Genomic DNA, 18,056 nt, shown 5'->3' with positions numbered 1-18,056 from the left:
ATAAGGCGGGGCAGGCGTTTCTTATCTTCCGTAATGGCTGCGGTAGGCGGTAACCGGATTGCCTCCCAGCTGCTGGCGGACACCTCCCAGCCGGCCCTGGGCCAGTCCCTGACCAAGCCCTTGTCCAATGGTCTGCAGCTCCGACTGGGTTGCACCGTTGGTTACATTCGGCAGCGTAATATTGACTGTGACATCGCCCATGCCCACAGTGGTAGACTGATGTGTTCCCTGGGCGGACAGATACTCGTAACGGGACATGGCCGTTACTCCCGCCGGCAGATTAAAGGTGCCTGAGGAAGTCTTAACCTCATCCAGAATACCCAGCTGGGCCTGGAGTGACTGCTTTTGCAGATCGCGGATTTCCGCATTGATTTTGACGGTTTCGTCCTCCGTAAGCGAACTTGTAAGCCTGCTCTTCAGATTGCTTATGACACCGGCAATCTCCGTAATCTCCGCTTTATAATTGGCGATGCGTTGGTTGCGCAGGATCGGGGAGGATTCATCCGGATTCCCCGCCTGCACCTGAAGCGCAAGCAAATCATTATCGCGCTCTGAATTGTGTTCTTCTATCTTTTGACGTCCAATTCCAATGGAAGCAAGATTGAGCTCCTTCACCTTGGCCTCCTCGGTGCTGATGGAATTTTGCAGCTGCAGCACATTCATGGCCAGCTCTTCGGCTTTCTCGCCATCGGCCTGGATGTTCTTCATGTTCTCCAGCTCCGCCTTCATGGAATCGAGCTTGCCCAAAGAAATTTTCTTCATGATATCCAGATAAGCCTGTGAAGAATTGTCCATATTATAAGCCGCCGCAAGTTCTTTCGCTTGGGCAAGAAGATCAATCTTCTGGACATTCCGGTTTACGCTGGTTAATCTTTTCTGGTAAGCTTCCTGCTGTTGATTCAGCTCCTCCTGCAAAATGTCCGCTTCACCTTTATCGGCAATGTCTTTGCGCGTCTCCGTCAGACCGTCCACTGTACGCTGCGCTTCTTTGTATTCTTCCGAATTGACGTCATGGGTGTTCATGACCGCTTTCGCATTTTCAATATAAGTATCAATCATGGCGAGCTCATCGGTCAGCACCTTGCGCATCCGGCTTACCTGCTCCTTGCGCATAGCGATGTACGCTTCCGAATCCGTTCTCATGCCGCCCGTCAGTGCGCGCAGCGTCTCCATGGAATTCTGATCCTTAATGTCCGATAACTTGTCCTGTATGCGTTCATTCACGCTGTCGGCGTTAATCGCCGAGTACTGCAGCGTTCCGTCAGTATATTTCTTCGCGTAGTTTTCCTTGGCAATTTTCTGTAAATGATCCTCCTCCGCCTGGTCCAACTGCGCTTGCTCATATTGCAGCGTTGCCGCTTCCTGCCTAAGCTGCTGGGACTCCTTACCGGAATCGCTTTGTGCATACCATTCCCGGACATAATCTTCCGACGTCTTTCCTTCGGCTTTCCCTTTGTTCTTCAAGTATTCCGCAAACTGGTATTGGCTTCCGCTGAAATTATAATCCGCCATCATTTCCGTATACATATCATTCATGTTGCCGGCTCCGTAATGGGTCGCAGATCCGCCGAAAAATCTGGAGATACCGTTCATCATGCTGCCATATGTCGCATAAAGCGTGTTCCCGAAACTTTTAAGCAGATTCTGATCGCCGTCGATCCGGAGCGTATTGGCAAAGGCATCCGCATTCTTGTCAAGTGTATCGGCCTTCGTCAGTTTCCGGTCGGACTCAGTGGCGGTATAGTTTTCAAGCACAGCTTTTCCCGCCTGGGCAAGTACGATGGAAGCGGCGATTTGCAGCCCCATCGCGGCGATTCCCGCACCGAGGCTTTTAATCGAACTCAGAGCGCCGCGTCCCAGATCCGGAATATCTTTGAGAAATTGTTTGAATCCGTTCTTCAACTTCTGGGAACGGGAAATTTCGGCATTCATGCCGCGGACGGCATGGGAAAGATCACCAAAGGTGCCAGTTGATTGCCGGGCGGCCATTTCCGCCTGTGACTGCCGGGTTTGGTACTCCTGCAGGGCCGTTCCTAAGCTGGCATAGCTGTCAATGGCCGGCAAACCGTTTAAACGGCGCTGCGCCAGATGACTTTCAAAGCCGTGAAACTCGTCCTGTGTCATCCCTGTCAAACGGTTGGAGGCATCGGCATAATCGGTATTATTTCTGCTGCTGTCCCACCTTCCCCTGCCGGAAGCATCCCGTTCCATCTGGTGCAGGAAGCTGGCATTCAGCGCACCTGCCAGCTCCGGCTGGGCGGAAATGCGGTGGTTGTACTGCCGGTGGCGTTCATATTTCTGATCGTCGTTAAGTTCTTCCGGTCGCGTCCAGTTTTTGGCTTCATCCATAACAGTGAACAACGTTTGGGCATCGTTAACCCCGATACCTTTTGCCGAAATGTAACTCTTCAAGTGCTCCTTCTGTACATCGGACATATTGTGCATCTCGCTGATGTAGCGCTCCAGCAGCGGATTCTGCTGCATCCGCTCCACTTCGCCGCGTGTCATGCCACGCAGATTCGCGCCGATCTGATGCGTACCGTTCAGCTCCTGCAAATAGCCCAAAAAGCCTGTCCTCTGTTTCTCAGCGGCCGCATTCTGCAACACGCCGCCGCCGATTTTACCGGCGCCCCACTTGATGCCTTGCATCATCATCAGGCCGATAATGACATTGGACAGCACGCCGCCGAGCTTCGCAAAGGTATCGGCGTTCTTTTCCACAAAGTTGGCCATATGGATAAGCCCGTAAGAGACCTGGTTAATAGCAGGTGTCAATTCCTGCAGTAGTGCATCCAGGGCGACGGTGACACTCTCCTTGGCTCTGTTTGTGTTCACCAGAGGATTATCGAGAGACTTTTGAATCAGGTCACGGTACGGCTTACTGCCGGCATCATCCGCAAACTGCTTAACCGCACCGTTGACCTCGACGAAATTGTTCATTAATTCATGCATGGCTGCCGATGTTTTGGAGGCCAGGGGAGTCCCGAAAACCGTGTCATATGCAGTATGCTTGGCTTGGTCGCTTTTGCCCTCCAGGGCTTCCGCGAGCGATTTCAACAATTCCTCCCCGGGCTTTACAATTTCATTCCCTGTGAGTGAGTCGCTATTATACGGATTGATGCCCAGCTTCTGCAGTTCGCTGAGTGCTTCTGCGCTCTGCAGCTTCTCCAGCATACCCTTATACAGGCTGCCGTCGTCAGCTCCTTTCACATCCGTGGCTTTGGCCGCCGCCCCGGCCATCACGATGGCTGTGCTAGACTTCATCAGCGGGTTGCCCGCTACCGCCGCCGAACGTTGTACGCCCGCCAGCAGTTTTTCCACAGATGCTCCGGAAGCCTTGACCGCCGCCGCAAGCGGCTCTGCCACCTGCTTCTGCATATCGGCCATTTCAAGACCGAATTGGGATCTAACCGATTCAAGCCCGGCGGCAATCTTCATGGTGCTTCCGCCAGTGTCAAGTGTCTTGAGCTGCGCGGTCAGTTGAATAAACTTCTTGATCTCCACCGGGTCGGACAGCGACTGGGAGCCGATGGTTCCGACCTTATACAGTTCGCTGTAGTCCTGCCCGTAATAGACGGATTGCTGCCCGATAAACCCTTGCAGCGCTTTAACCGCCGCATTGACCTTGAACATATCGGCCACATTGCCGCCGCCGGCATCTTTAGTCCGGTATTCCGGCTTGAACATCAGGTTCTGGGTCATCTTAAGCTGTTCAGGTTGTATCGCCTTGAAGGTCTCCACAGCCTCATTGAACAGCGTCATCGGCAACTCGGAGATCGTGCCGGAGATCAGCTTACGGACGGAATGGAGCACCGCACCCCCCAGGCTGAATTTGCCGTCCTTTTTACTGCCGCTGTCCCCGCCGCCCTCTTCCGGCTGCTTCGAAGACGTTGATTGGCTGCCGCCGGACGATGCAGATCCTCCGCCGGCATCGCCGCTGCCACTGCCGCTGCCACCGCCGCCCGCTGCCGCTGTAACACTTTCTTCGCCTTTCCCAGCTTCTTCAATATCTGCCTTACGGTCTAAACGTCCGGCTTGGGCCTGAAGCTCATTGATTTCCTGGATGATAGCTGAGAGCTGTGCATCCGCCTGTTCCCGGATCTTCTCTAGAAGCCGGCTGTTAATGCGGTCCATCTGTTTCATCAAATGGCCCTTCAGCTTTGGAAACGGCATCGCCTGTCCTTCGTTGAACTCTTTGATGAGATCATCGGCTTCCTGATCCATTCCGGCGTTCATCTGTTTAGCCAGCGGCCTGCCGATTTGCTGCAGCTGATTCGTCAGCAGCTGCAAGGGATTCCAGTCATCTGCCATTCCGTCATGCACAGGAATATTCATGGACGAACTGAATTCTTTCTCGACACTGCTCTTTAGCTTCCCGGTCAGCTCACTTACGGGAAGCTCGATCTTCCCGCTCATGATCTCGTTGATGCCCGCTGCAGTTTGGTTTGCATAAACCGCAAAGCGTTTGTCAATATCGCTGTATACCTGACGTAACCTCGTATTTCCGGCGCTGCCGGCAGCATCCGGCAAATCTGCGGCGAGGCCCTGAAGCAGCTTATCTTTGAGGGTACCCAACGTATGGGTCAATTCTCCCGGTGAAATGGCAATTTCACCGGGTTCAAGGATTTTCGGATTTGCCAGATTGTTGATGACTGCACTTTTGATTGTTTTGGCTAAAGCGCGCGCAGTGGATTGTCCCATCTCCTGCTGCCAGCCGCCGGGAATGCTTGCGCCGGCACGGCCGGCTTCTGAAATGTCTCCGGCCAGAGCGTCAATCTGCTGCCTGATCACGCTGGCCAGCTCATCATTGATGGCGCCGATTCCTTCATTCCCAATGTCAAGACGCTGTCCGCCGGCGTAGCTCGGATCCAACTCAATGCTTAAATTTCTGACAAATCTCTGCAGCTCCCGGTTCAGCTCCGCCTCCGCTCTCCGGAATAACTCGCGCTGGCTCCCCTGCTGCAAGGTTAGCGGCAGTGTGCTCTGCAATGCAGCGCTTTCCTGCACCACCCGCCCTGTTGCCGGATTTAACTGCACATTCAATCCGCCCAGGGTTGAACGCGCAGCTTCGATCCGCTGGCGGAGCCGTCCGAAACGGTCGTCCAACGTTTCCATCTCTTGCCCGAAGCGCTTCATGTGCATTAACGATTTCTGCAGCTCTGCGGCAATATCGGTTTGAAGCGTATTCACGATTGTGTCACCACCTCTATAAATTAAAACTCCTGCCCCTCCATTCAGGAGCAGACAGGAGTGATTACGGACTAAAGCAGCTGGGCCAGAAAGTTCATGTCCTCCGCATCGGCCACCTTATAACCGTCTTCATATGCGCCGCTGTCATCCTTCTCCCCCATGCCGTCTCCACCGGCGGATCCGCCGCCGAACAACCCGAGACCGCCCAGCGACATCGAAGAGATCTTGATGGTGAATTCAATATGCTCATGGCACTGCTCCAGATAGTATCCCAACTGAGGGAGGGTCAGTTCCCATACATCCTGCTTTTTCAGATTGCAGTAATGTGCGAGTTTGAAGAATATATTCGCCCAATCCACCGGCGGTTTGTTGTCGAACGCTTCTTCTTGCTCCCTTGTGGCTACAGAGACTTTTTTAAGCCATTCAGCCCGATCATGCAGTCGATAATTTTCTTGGCGGTTTCCAGATCCACGTAATGTTCCAGATGCTCCACCGTCATGTGGCTGTAGTACGGCTTAAAGGCCATGAGCAGCACATCAAGCAGCTCATCATACCGGTCTTCCTCACCCACGCCCTCCGGAATCAGGTTGGCAATGATAACGCCGGAATCGATGGAATTGAGCTTCTTCATCAGCTTGCGGGCGTCTCTCAGCCCCAGCGGCGGCAGATAATAGGTCTTGCCGTCGCGCAGCTTCACCTGCTCATCTTCTTCAAAAAAGACCTTCTCGCGGATGCCCGCTTCTTCTTCACTGATCGGATTGTCCCCGGCTGGCTGTTCGCCAGTGGTGGCCGGTGCCTCTTCGGCTGGCTGTCCAGGTTCCCCTGTGCCGGGCGTCACCCGGGGAATGCTGTTCTCCCGTTCCCGTTCACTCAATACGATTCGCCCCCTTTACTGTTCCCCCCATTGGCGCGCCTTGCACATGCAAGGGCGGCGGACTGGAGGAGGATAACCCTTCCGCCGCTTTCGTAAATCATTCTAAGCTGCTCGGCAGCCGTCTTAACAACGGGTATGAAAAAGGACCCTCCGAGGAGGGTCCGGCTGTTAACATTCCAGCAGGGCTGCGGGAGAAGCTTCGTAGCGTTTAATGCTGCCGAGCTTGCCGTCTGCGCGCTCCGGGTCAATGACCGTCAAGGTGACATTATGTGTCGACGCCTGTTGACGCTGGGTGTCCAGGGTGAAATTCGATTTCACCCGGCATTGGTAGAGCTCCGTCTGAAAGCCCTGGATGGAGCCATCCTTCTGTTCAAACTGGCCGTCGTGAACGACATGGACAGTCAGCGGGAAATCCTTGGTCGTAATATCGAGGATATCCACGACTTCATTGCGTTTGTAGTTGACGTAGATATCTACATCCTTCATCGCCGAGTTAAAGCTCAGCTTCCCGTTGCTGACGGTGTATTGATCTTCGCCGGGGGTACCGGTTGTCTTTTTGAGCAGCTTATTGCCTTTCAGTGTACGCACCGATATTTGCGGCTCGGCATGCAGATTGCCGCTGTACAGCAGGTTGACCTCGAAATTGCCGCCGCTTGCCGCAACGGTATGCTTTTCTTCCAATACCCAGACAAAACCGTCGGGATCTGAAGTCACGCCTGGTTGGGCAATAGCGTATACAATGACCACCGTTTTACCGGCAAGTGCCATATCGAACAGGGCGGTACTGCCTGTAATGGTGACATCGCCCGATACATCAGTGCCGTTAACTGCGCTTTGATACGCTTTTGGCGCAGGGCTGCTCAATGCGCTGTGCGTCAAAGTAACCTGGTACGGCGATGATGCAGGAACGTTGACCATTTCTGTAATCATACTGTAAGCAGAGCCTGAGACACCCTCACGCATTTTAGACCCCAGCACCAGCCGCAACAGATTCAAGTCGAATTTGGCTGCAGTCGCAGAAATATCAATGGTTTTCTTCCGGAGCAGGGTATCCAGCGGTACGCTGGAGTCGCCGCCCTCAATATCTTGCATATCCAGCTGGATATCAAGCTTCATATCGTTTAACGTGCCGATTGTAATAAGTTCATCGCAATTCGGCAGTTTGGCCATAAATTTCCCGGCGCCTTTGATAATCATCTTTTTGTTTTTGGTAACTCCCATTACAGGAAACCTCCCTTAATCTTCATCTAACCCGATAGTGAAGCCTATCTGGGTGAAATACTTAAAGCCGTTTCTGACATCGGTTTCCTCTTCAGCGCAGGTGATATACTCTCCGCCAAATGAGCTTCCCGGCAAACCTTGAAGAAACCTGTTGTCAAAAAGCCTATTGATACGATCCGCAATGCCGATGGCAAGCTCCACATCATCTGAAGTATAGATATCAAAGCGGAAAGAGAATCTGTACTCCAGATAATTTGCTCCTCTGGTCCCCGGCAGTTTGTAAAATGTGATGAGGGGCAAGTTGTCCTGAACCAGATTATGTGGCTGCCGCCGCTTCTGAATATGCTTGACCCGATCCTCAAGGGGGGCTGCCGGGGTCAAACCGAGCAAGCTTTGCAGGCCGGAATCGTCGCGAAGTGTCCGGTGGATATAGGCGTACACATCGCTTAGGTCGGGTACTCCCATTTCTTCACATCCTTTAGTATCAATGCTTCATCCACAATATAAGGAAATCTGAACCCTTCTTAACAGCACTGTGTACAAAAGCGAAAGAAGGTATAGGTATAGCATTCAGCAAGCACTTTTGCCGCTGGCAGGCCATCTATATGGAAGGCGACCGTGTGTAAGCGGCATCTGCTGTACACAGCGGTTCAGCTCCTGAACGGATGTAGATTACTTCCGGGTATCACGGGCAACTTGCAGCACCATCATTCCCGGGAACGCGGACTCGTCGCTGAAGAGCACCTTGTAAGGTTGATATTTCCCTCCGTTTTCCAGCATGATTTGATCGGTTTCCATGAGGAAGAAGCGGGGCGTGTATACTAAATATTCCGTTTCCGAGAGTACCCCGGCATCAAACTGCTGCAGCCCATGGTTTACCTCCCTGATGCAGCAGGGCAGCTGCCAATCCTCCGGCTGCTTGAACCCGAATATGAGGTTGCCCCGCTCGTCACCCGTCCACTGAACTCGTCGAAGCTCAAGCCGGCTGTTGCACAAAAGAAGGTTCGCGGCAATGGAGATCATTCCGCCTTTGCCGTAGCCGGGCCGCATGCCGCATACCATAAAGGTTTCGTCCCGTACGGCGTCTTCAATAAAATATCCGTTATCTATATCAACGTCGGCGGGAAAGATGCCTTCCCTCAACGATTGCAGTAAATGCATCGGCGTATTTTTTTTGCGGCCTCTGCCGATCAGAATATGACTGGTCCGGGTAACGGCGTCTTGTCCATATTCCCATCGTCTGAGAGTAACTTTTATTCCGTAGCGCTTAATAAATTGGTTTGTGGCGTATTTCATGCCTGCATTTCACCGTCCGTACCCTCTGAGGCTTCGGGTAACGCTTCAGATGCACCCGGTGACGGGCCCGTCAGAAGGGAATGGATCAGCCAGTCAGCCTGAGCCTGCAGCTTGCTCTCAAGTAAGTTATAATCTGCAGGCTGTCGGCTCCAGCCATTGTCTATTCCTTGCACCTTGATATCTATTCGGGCAGGCATAGCCGGACAGAGCAGTGCTGCCATCGTATAAATGACCGCCAGTCTTACCCGTGGACTGGATACATCTTCACTATCAGATAGCTGTTCTGCTACTCTCCATTCGGCCACATCGATTACCGCAGCATCCAGAATATCCGCATCGGTGAGCGTAGCATCATCCTCTCCGCCAATCCCCAGAAGCGTGCGGACCGAATGCAGGCAGCTGACATCCATTCTGTCTATAATCATGAGACGCGCCGCCTTTACTGTTTAATCTCGAGAATGGAAATTACGGGCTGACTTGCCGAATCGAGAAATAGCTTCCGGGTCCTGAAGGCCCGTTGTTCTTTGAACAGCATCCGTTGCGACTCATTCCCGGTCTTTACATCATCGCTTCCGCTTGCATACACATCACCGTACCCCAGATTCTCGACGATTAGTGTTACGTCCTCGTGCCGCGCATTGTAAATGAGCGGACCAGACCCGCTGAGCTGCTGAATATACTCCCCCATCAACTGACCGTCCACCTCTGGTACACCGCCGGCAATGTCTGCTGATCCCGCAGCTCTTGCCTTTACCGCCTGCTTTTGGCGCGCCGGTCTTTGGGTTGAGGATTTCCTTTGCTTCTCCGTCACGTTAACCCCCCCTATATTGGATCCTTCCGGATCCCATTTCATTCCGAAGAGAGCTGTCCGAGCCTCTCCGGAAATTCCATTCCCAATATAAGCATTGACAGACGAGATTTAACAGAAGCGCCCCGGGATTATCGTCCCCCTCTTTTTTGCATGCAGGGGCGGCACCCGTCCAATGTTGAACGGGGAATACTCTTGTGGTGTTTGTCCAGAGCATCAGCAGCGTCCGGGTGGACCAAATATCCATACTTGTTCATCACTTTACGGGTCAGTTCCCCCAGACAATGCAGACACAGCAGTGCCTCACCCTGCATCCCTTCCATAACAAAATTTTCTCTCGCCTTGTCTGTGACATAACGGAAACCGCATCTGACACATTTCGGATACTCAGCCATGATTCCAGATTCCTCCCTTCGCTAAATGAAACTGCTTATTGTACTCCAAGCAGCCTCCTTCTCATCTCATTCCGTTTGTTGTCGCGGGCGCATGGCCGGCATTCATAAATGCCCAAATACTCGGCGAGCAGCGTATCATAAGGGATCATAAGCAAGTCCGCCATGCAGTGTATACACTGCACCTCTGGAACTTTGTACCTGCCGGCTATAGCAGTCGCCTGTCCAGTAATATAACGTCCACACGCACATCTCATAGAAGCACCTCCGTCTTGCAATATAAGTGAATGCTGCCCGTTGGAACACTTCCGCTCGTTCTGCGCAACTATATGCCCTATTGGTTCGACCAATCCGTATGTAACTGCCGGCTTACATGAACGGCTGCAACCGGAAGCAACAAAAAACCCTGTGCATTTACAGGGCTAATTCCTTTAGGATAAATTGCAGTTCTTCTTTGTTCATGCATATGACCGAAGCAGTATCTTCCTTATCAGCAAAACTGACCCATTCCAGCTTAAAGCCCGCAAAGTCGTCCTCGGCCGTATAATGGTCAATTAAAGCTATTCCTCGCTTGAATTTGAAGGCCAAGCCCATAAAACGGGTTGCACTGCCGTAGTCGGTCTTTATCCATTCGTTTAACTCATCCAGCATTTGCGTATACACATCCCTTTCCTCAAAGTAAGTCCCCTACTTATCTTGGTCGGCCTTTCCATGAAAAAGGATGCATATCCCGTGCTTGGAGAGTTTCTTAATAATTGAGACATCATTTATCTCTCAGATACTGCCATTCAAATGGTATCGGTTTGTTTGTCAAGATACATTACATTATAGAAGTGTAATTGGTTCGATTAACCTTTTTATTAAATTAAAGCTAAAAGTTTAATGGATTAACGCATTAAAAACGGGTTTGTATTGCCGGTATGTATGTTTTTATTACGTCATACGTTTAATTCAGGAGGTTATGTATGGACAAAATGCGCACGGATTCCAACCGGCAAATGGTCAAACTTCTGCTCAGTACGGTAACCGGCAACTTTGGCAGCGGAATGTTAAGCTTCATCATCGGCTTGCTGATTCTCAAGAATACCGATTCGGCGCTCAGCTTCGGGATTTCGCAGATTATCGGTCCCCTGGTAAGTCTGATTCTTCTGCCCTTTACAGGGAGCCTTGTCGATAAATTCGACCGGAAGAAGATCATCGTTATGGCTCAATGTCTGAGTATAGTCAGCCTGCTAATTTATGCGCTTTTTCTGTTTTTCGATGGACCGGAGCATCTGATCTACACCTACATACTGCTGATATTCTTAAGAATATCAGATCAATTTCTGTCCACGGCGACCATAGCGTCGGTTATTAACATAGTCACCGAAGAGCATATCCAGAAAGTGAAGTCATTGCAGCAAAGCCTGGTGTCGCTGACCCTGGTTGTTTCACCGATCGCAGCGGCATTTCTATATGACATCCTGCCCCTCGCAACCATTGTACTTGCCGAAATCGGCCTGGAGATTGTCACGATCCTGATTATCCTCTCGATTAACTTTCATTTTCTCTCACCTGAGGAGTCTTCCGGACAAGCGGACACCCATGAGCCGGAGCCGGGAATCTTCCTCCTGTTTAAAGAGGGACTTACTTTCATTTTTACGATGAAAAATCTGGTATTCGCCGTCCTCTTCTCGATGCTGATCAATTTCATGCTGGGTGCAGTGAACGTGGGACTGCCTTATATGCAAATCAATGTGCTTCATTTCTCCAATTATGTGTACGGCTGGACGGAAGCCCTGATATCGCTGGGCATGATCCTTTCGGGGATTGTTCTGTCGGTGTCTAAGGAGAGCCGCTACCCGCTGCATCGCTCCTGGCAAATGATCAACGTCATCGGTATTCTGCTGCTGGTATTCGGGCTTCTGCTCAGCAGCGGCGCTGAACAGATTTATGCCATCATCATTGTAAGTGTGTTCAACTTGTTACTGGGCATTGTGGTTACCCAGGCCAATGTCCCGGTGTCAATCTGGATGACCAAGCAAATCCCCAAACATTATCAGGGACGTGTATTCAATATTATTAATACGGGAGCACAATTGCTGGCCCCGCTCGGCATTCTGCTTTTTTCCGTTTTGTTTGAATATTTTGACGCATTCACCATTTTTATCGCTGCCGGTGCTGTCATGTTAGCGGTAACCTTGCTGTATCCGTTGCTGTTCAGAGTGAATTTAAAAGAAAACATCCTGTCTGCCTCCGGGGATACACCTCTTCAGGCAGGTCAATGAAATCAAACAGCCCCGCGAAGCGGGGCCTTGGCAAGAGCGATTCAGTTGCTTTGCGGAGACTGCATTGTCTTTATTCTAACCCCCGGCCGCATGCCCTGCAGCCGGGGGTTGCCTGTTCGGTTACGCCGATGCGCCCGCCAGTATTTCACGGAGCCGCTCATCAATTCTCTCTGTGCAGACCCCCCCATGGTACGTGACCACGGTGTCCAGCTCAAGCGGCTCAAATTGGGCCACAGAGGCCAGGGCGGTCTTGTGGTCCAGCGTAAAGCCGGAGTCGAACGGCAGGAGTACGCCATCCCGGGAAGTCAGGGCGTCCCCGGTAATCAGGGTCTTGCTCGGCAGATGATATAACGAGATGTGATCCGGCGTGTGACCCGGCGTGAAGATCACCCGGATGCCTCCGGCATACGGCAGCAGGTCGCCGTCCCGCAGCACGGTATCCACCCGGACCGGCGGAGCGAGCTGCTGGCTCTTGAGCAGCGGCAGCTCACCGGCGAGGTAAGGTACCGCCTCCTCATGGGCAAGTACCTGGACGCTGCCGCCGGTGGCCTTCACCAGCTCCGGCAGACTGCCGATATGGTCGCGGTCCTGATGGGTAATGATGATCCTGCTGAGCTTGCCGAGCGGAACGCCTTCCTGCTCCAGCACCCCGGCAATCAGCTCCAGCTGGCCGGGAATGCCTGTGTCCACGAGTATTCTCTCCTGCTCATCCCACAGCAAGACAGGATGGACTACAAATTCGCCTCCGTCCACCTTCATGTTCAAGGTCAACGCTTTGATGCCTATACTAGCTGAACCTGACATTTCACGTCACGCTCCTCTCATGTTCGTCTACTCTATCTTATCAGGAGCGCACGTACTGTCAAACTTTTAGGTTCAGTAAAATTTACAACCCCTTCCGCTCCATCAGTGCCAAATTCAGCTTCAAGACATTAACCCGCTTCTCGCCGAAGATCCCCAAATCGCGCCCTTCGGTATATTCATTCACTAAGGCTTCCAGCTCTGCCGCCGGAATCCCGGTCAGACTGCTGACTCTCGGCACCTGCACCATAGCCCCCTCCGGTGAAATATGCGGATCGAGGCCGGAACCGGAGTTCGTCACCAGATCAACCGGCAGCCCGCTCAGCGGGACCTGCGGATTGGCCGCCTGCCATTCCTTGACGGCATCCGCCGTGCGCTGCAACATATCTGGATTGCCCGGGCCGTAGTTGTTCGAGCCGGAGGCTTCGGCTTTATATCCGATACTGGAAATCCGGCTTTGGAACAGGGCAGCGTCCGTAAACTGCTGTCCGATCAGCTCGGAGCCGATCACCTTGCCGCCGCTGTCCTTCAGCAGGCTTCCCCCCGCCTGCGAGGGCATCAGTACTTGAGCCAGCCCCGTTGATACAAGCGGATAGACCAGCCCGCACAGTACAATGAAGATCAGGGCAAGTCTGACAATGCTCAGCAGATAGGAAGCCGTGGAGATGCCGCTGCGCGGAACCGGCTGTGTGTTTAAATTAGCCATTATGGATACATCCTTTCACTTTACAATTCCGAACGTAAGCTGCTCCAAGCCTAAATCCAGAGGCTGACCACCAGATCAATCAGCTTGATGCCCACAAACGGGACCAGAATCCCTCCGAGCCCATAGACAAAGATATTGCGCCGCAGCAGGCTTGTCGAGCTCATCGGCTTATAGGATACGCCCTTCATGGCCAGCGGGATCAGCAGCGGAATAATGACCGCATTGAAGATCAGAGCGGACAGAATCGCTGAATTCGGCGAACCTAGCCCCATAATATTCAACCTCTCCATCTCAGGGATCGCCAATGTGAACATCGCGGGAATAATGGCAAAATATTTGGCGATATCGTTCGAAATACTGAACGTAGTCAACGCGCCGCGGGTCATCAGCAGCTGCTTGCCGATAGCGACCACCTCGATAATCTTGGAGGGGTCGGAATCAAGATCTACCATGTTCGCCGCTTCCTTCGCGGCTGTTGTGCCGCTGTTCATCGCCAGCCCGACATCGGCCTGAGCCAGCGCCGGCGCGTCGTTCGTGCCGTCACCGGTCATCGCCACCAGCTTGCCTTCCTGCTGCTCGCGGCGGATGACCTCGATCTTATTCTCCGGCGTGCTCTCGGCAATAAATCCGTCCACGCCAGCTTCAGCAGCAATGGTCGCTGCCGTCAGCGGATTGTCGCCTGTACACATAATGGTCCGGATTCCCATCCGGCGCAGCTCGTCGAAGCGCTCCTTCATGCCGGGCTTGACGGTGTCCTTTAAGTAGATTAGCCCGTAGATCTTATGGTCCACGGCAACCGCCAGCGGTGTTCCTCCTTTGCCGGCGATGCGGCTTGACAGCTGCTCCAGATGTTCGGGGATGCTTCCGCCTTGGGCAACGACCCATGCTTTTATAGAATCCACCGCACCTTTGCGTACCTTGCGGCCATCGGCCAGATCCAGCCCGCTCATCCGGGTCTCGGCACGGAACTCAATGAATTCCCCGTGCTCTGCTATCCCGCCGTCATAGCTGTAGCCCAGCCGCTTCGTCAGTTCAAGTACTGAACGGCCCTCGGGCGTTTCATCCCCCAGCGAGCTGACGGCGGCCCAGACGGCCACTTCCTCTTCGCCGGAACCGCCTGCCGGAATGAACTCACTGGCCATCCGGTTGCCGAAGGTAATCGTCCCCGTCTTGTCGAGTATCATCGTGTTAATGTCGCCGGCGGCTTCGACGGCCTTGCCGGACATAGCCAGCACGTTGAACTGCGTTACCCGGTCCATCCCGGCAATCCCGATAGCGGAGAGCAATCCGCCGATGGTGGTTGGAATCAGACAGACCAGCAGGGCGATCAGAACCGGAATCTCCAGCTCCACGTTCAAATACGAAGCTATCGGGCGCAGGGTAACCACAACGATCAGGAAAATGATCGTCAGGCTGATCAGCAGTGTGTTCAGCGCGATTTCGTTCGGCGTCTTCTGGCGTTTGGCCCCTTCGACCAGCGAGATCATCCGGTCGAGGAACGATTCGCCGGGGTCGCTGGTGATCCGGACCTTAATCTCGTCGCTGACGACCCGGGTGCCGCCCGTCACCGAATTGAAATCCCCTCCGGCTTCTTTGATCACCGGAGCCGATTCTCCGGTAATGGCCGACTCGTCTACAGAGGCTAGGCCTTCGATCACTTCCCCGTCGCCAGGAATGAGCTCGCCTTGGCTGACCACGACGATATCGCCTTTACGCAGCTCGGATGAAGAAACTACCTTAAGACTTCCGCCGCTGAGCTTATTGGCGGCTATATCCTGCTTCGTCTTCTTCAGCGTATCCGCCTGGGCCTTGCCGCGGCCTTCGGCCAGCGCTTCGGCGAAATTGGCGAACAGCACCGTGAAGAGCAGGATGATGAAGACGGCGATATTGAAGCCAATCGCGTCCTCGGCTCCGAAATAACCGGGCGCCAGGACCATCAGCAGGACGATCAGGGTCCCCAGCTCTACGACAAACATCACCGGGTTCTTCATCATAATGACAGGATTCAGCTTCACGAAGCTGTCTTTAACGGCGCTGCGGAGGATGGGTCCGGTCAGGAGCTGCTTTTTCTCTACTTTACTCATCTTGGTTCTCCCTCTCTTACCATAATGTCAAATGTTCGGCGATGGGCCCCAGCACGATGACCGGCAGGAACGTCAGGGCGCCGATAATCAGCACTGTACCGATCAGAATGCCTGTGAACAAGCCGTTGTCCGTGCGGAAGGTTCCGATCGTCTCCGGAACAGGCTGCTTCTTCCTCAGCGAGCCTGCGACTGCCAGCAGGGCTATGATGGAAACATAACGTCCGAGCAGCATCACCACTCCGGTGGTCACATTCCAGAACACGGTATTGTCGGCGAGTCCTTCAAAGCCGGAGCCGTTGTTCGCCGCAGAGGACACATACTCATACAGCACCTGGGTTAACCCGTGGTAGCCCGGATTCGTGATCGATCCTTGCCCGAGATCGGTCAGGAAAGCAGCGGCCGTGGGTGCCAGAATGATCAGCGGATGAATGAGTATGGCGACTGCGACGAGCTTCATCTCCCTGGCTTCAATCTTCCGCCCGAGAAATTCCGGTGTCCTGCCGACCATTAGGCCGCAGAGGAAGACGGCGAGGAGTGCGTACATCAGCATGTTCATCAGCCCGACGCCTTTGCCGCCGAACACATTGTTCAGCATCATCAGCGCCAGCGGGGTAATGCTGCCGAGCGGCGTCTGCGTATCATGCATGTTGTTGACGCTGCCTGTCGTGGCTGCCGTCGTTACCGCTGTAAACAGTGCGGACTGAGGTGCACCAAACCGCACCTCCTTGCCCTCCATGCTGCCCTGCGAGACGTCTATTCCCATGGCGTTAATTTGGGGATTGCCTTTCATCTCGGCATAATAGTTCAGCGACAGCAGCAGGACGAACAAGGTCATCATGGCTGCGAATATGCCCCAGCCCTGGCGTTTGTTCCTGGCGAACAAGCCGTACATATACGGCAGTGACGCCGGCAGCGTCCACATGGCCAGAATCTCGATGACGTTGGTCAGTGGGGACGGATTCTCGAACGGATGGGCCGAGTTGGCTCCGAAGAAGCCTCCGCCGTTCGTGCCCAGATGCTTGATGGACTCCAGCGAGGCCACCGGTCCGACAGCGATTTGCTGTGTTCCTCCTTCGAGCGTGGCGACCTCCAGCGTCGGCTTCAGCGTCTGCGGCACCTGCAGCGCCACGAGCACCAGCGTCATCAGCAGGGCTGCCGGCAGGAACACCCGGGTATGCGCCTTGACGAAATCCTCGAAGAAGTTACCCAGCGACTGTCTGCCGGTTATTCCGCGTACAAACGCGGCCGCAACGGCAAACCCGCTCGCCGCTGAAGTGAACATCAGCATGGTGATGACCACAATCTGCGAGAGGTAGGAAAGGCCGGTCTCGCCGCTGTAATGCTGCAGATTGGTATTGGTGATGAAGCTGATGACGGTATTAAAGGTCAGGCTCTGCTCCATGGCCCCGGTGCCGTTGGGGTTCAGCGGCAGAGAGCCTTGCAGGCGCAGCACCATGTAGCCGAAGGCAACCAGCGTAATATTGGTGAACAAGAAGCTAAGCGCATATTTTTTCCAGGACATCTCCTCCCGCCGGCTCAGACCGCTCAGCTTGTAGATCCCGCGTTCGATGCCGCCGAATACACGGTCCGAACGGTTAGTTTCCCCCGAGAACACATAATATAAATAAGTTCCCACCGGCTTGACCAGCAGTACCAGTATGGCTATAACAACAATAATTTGCACAATCCCCACAAATAGACCCTCCTTAAATATGCCCTGCGCGCGTTACTTCCGTTCTCTAGAATTGCTCAGGATGGATCAGGGCGTATACCAGATACAGAAACAGCAAGACGGTTGCGATCATGACCAGGCTCATTGATCTTCGCCTCCCTGCCTGCGGGTAATCTGCCCGCACCACTCTGCAAAGGCAGCGAACAGCCCGAAGATCACCGCCAGCGACACTGTCATGTACACATCCATCATTGCCCTTCACTCCTCTTCCGCTTGAATAACTTCCTTCAGATGACTTCCGGTAAAGCGTACCACTTGCGCCGTTAGTTCAGGATTAGGGTTTGCCCTTGAAGAATTAAGAGCGCATTAAGATTTCTTCTCCTCCTCTTCCGCATCCTCATAGCTGCCGGCTCTGCGCAGATCAGCGCGGTCGAAAACCCTTTTGGCGGCAAGCAGCACCGCGAAGATGATCGAGATCATTCCTACATTCTGCAAAAAAGCATCCATCACACAGCCTTCTTTCGCTTATCGGTCATCGGGTTGTGTCCCCAGAATCAAGCGTAACACCGGCATAATTGGTTTAGGGTTAGGGTTTGCCTCGGGGGCATAAAGAATCTCTTAAGATCATCCGCTGATGCTGAGAGCCGGAGAAAAAGCGGACAAAGCGAAATAGCCCCTCATAGTGGGGCTTTAGCATGGGGGCGATCCAGGTATGTTCCGGGAAAGGCAATGCTACCTCCAGGGT

Annotated in this window: 16 protein-coding genes; 1 reads left to right on the top strand and 15 read right to left on the bottom strand. The window is 53.4% G+C overall.

What is annotated here, in order from left to right; genetic code table 11:
- Positions 1-21: 21 nt before the first annotated feature.
- From F1381_RS07175 to F1381_RS07130, 9 genes are all read right to left on the bottom strand, one after another.
- Entirely contained in the window at positions 22-5,190 is a 5,169-nt protein-coding gene (locus F1381_RS07175; RefSeq protein WP_151734133.1) for a phage tail tape measure protein, read from the bottom strand.
- Between the two features lie 71 nt (positions 5,191-5,261).
- Positions 5,262-5,549: a hypothetical protein gene (locus tag F1381_RS07170; protein ID WP_246187938.1), complete on the bottom strand. Its 288-nt coding sequence runs from the start codon at positions 5,547-5,549 to the stop codon at positions 5,262-5,264.
- A gap of 41 nt (positions 5,550-5,590) precedes the next feature.
- Positions 5,591-6,064: a DNA polymerase III subunit gamma/tau gene (locus tag F1381_RS07165; RefSeq protein WP_246187937.1), complete on the bottom strand. Its 474-nt coding sequence runs from the start codon at positions 6,062-6,064 to the stop codon at positions 5,591-5,593.
- A 168-nt stretch (positions 6,065-6,232) separates the two neighbouring features.
- Complete coding sequence (locus tag F1381_RS07160; RefSeq protein WP_151734131.1) at positions 6,233-7,285, bottom strand: hypothetical protein; 1,053 nt, start codon at positions 7,283-7,285, stop codon at positions 6,233-6,235.
- A gap of 15 nt (positions 7,286-7,300) precedes the next feature.
- Entirely contained in the window at positions 7,301-7,750 is a 450-nt protein-coding gene (locus tag F1381_RS07155) for a hypothetical protein (protein WP_151734130.1), read from the bottom strand.
- 207 nt (positions 7,751-7,957) lie between these two features.
- Entirely contained in the window at positions 7,958-8,581 is a 624-nt protein-coding gene (locus F1381_RS07150; protein ID WP_151734129.1) for a hypothetical protein, read from the bottom strand.
- Positions 8,578-9,006, bottom strand: coding sequence for a hypothetical protein (locus tag F1381_RS07145; protein ID WP_151734128.1), 429 nt, complete (start codon positions 9,004-9,006; stop codon positions 8,578-8,580). Before F1381_RS07145 ends, F1381_RS07150 begins: the two co-directional genes overlap by 4 nt.
- 14 nt (positions 9,007-9,020) lie before the next feature.
- On the bottom strand, positions 9,021-9,392 hold the full coding sequence (locus F1381_RS07140) for a hypothetical protein (RefSeq protein ID WP_151734127.1): 372 nt from the start codon (positions 9,390-9,392) through the stop codon (positions 9,021-9,023).
- An 803-nt stretch (positions 9,393-10,195) separates the two neighbouring features.
- Positions 10,196-10,432: a hypothetical protein gene (locus tag F1381_RS07130; RefSeq protein WP_151734125.1), complete on the bottom strand. Its 237-nt coding sequence runs from the start codon at positions 10,430-10,432 to the stop codon at positions 10,196-10,198.
- A gap of 314 nt (positions 10,433-10,746) precedes the next feature.
- On the opposite strand from F1381_RS07130, the gene F1381_RS07125 reads away from it, so the two are divergent.
- Positions 10,747-12,048 (top strand): MFS transporter, encoded by a 1,302-nt coding sequence (locus F1381_RS07125; RefSeq protein WP_151734124.1) that lies wholly within the window; start codon positions 10,747-10,749, stop codon positions 12,046-12,048.
- 120 nt (positions 12,049-12,168) lie between these two features.
- On the opposite strand, the gene F1381_RS07120 is transcribed toward F1381_RS07125, so the two are convergent.
- From F1381_RS07120 to F1381_RS28155, 6 genes are all read right to left on the bottom strand, one after another.
- A complete protein-coding gene (locus F1381_RS07120; RefSeq protein WP_246187936.1) occupies positions 12,169-12,852 on the bottom strand; it encodes an MBL fold metallo-hydrolase in 684 nt (227 codons plus the stop codon).
- A gap of 82 nt (positions 12,853-12,934) precedes the next feature.
- Positions 12,935-13,555 (bottom strand): potassium-transporting ATPase subunit KdpC, encoded by a 621-nt coding sequence (gene kdpC / locus F1381_RS07115; RefSeq protein WP_151734123.1) that lies wholly within the window; start codon positions 13,553-13,555, stop codon positions 12,935-12,937.
- Between the two features lie 50 nt (positions 13,556-13,605).
- Positions 13,606-15,639, bottom strand: coding sequence for a potassium-transporting ATPase subunit KdpB (gene kdpB, locus F1381_RS07110; RefSeq protein ID WP_151734122.1), 2,034 nt, complete (start codon positions 15,637-15,639; stop codon positions 13,606-13,608).
- Between the two features lie 16 nt (positions 15,640-15,655).
- The gene (gene kdpA, locus F1381_RS07105) at positions 15,656-17,332 is read right to left on the bottom strand and encodes a potassium-transporting ATPase subunit KdpA (RefSeq protein ID WP_151734121.1); all 1,677 of its coding nucleotides are present in this window, start codon (positions 17,330-17,332) and stop codon (positions 15,656-15,658) included.
- A 46-nt stretch (positions 17,333-17,378) separates the two neighbouring features.
- Complete coding sequence (gene kdpF, locus F1381_RS29240) at positions 17,379-17,444, bottom strand: K(+)-transporting ATPase subunit F (protein ID WP_425495253.1); 66 nt, start codon at positions 17,442-17,444, stop codon at positions 17,379-17,381.
- Between the two features lie 233 nt (positions 17,445-17,677).
- Complete coding sequence (locus F1381_RS28155) at positions 17,678-17,818, bottom strand: hypothetical protein (RefSeq protein WP_187355229.1); 141 nt, start codon at positions 17,816-17,818, stop codon at positions 17,678-17,680.
- Positions 17,819-18,056: the final 238 nt, after the last annotated feature.

The organism is Paenibacillus tengchongensis, from assembly GCF_008973665.1.
In the GTDB taxonomy this organism is placed as follows: domain Bacteria; phylum Bacillota; class Bacilli; order Paenibacillales; family Paenibacillaceae; genus Paenibacillus_AQ; species Paenibacillus_AQ tengchongensis.
The sequence above is the reverse complement of the archived record's forward strand: the minus strand, read 5'-3'. Positions and strand labels throughout refer to the sequence as shown.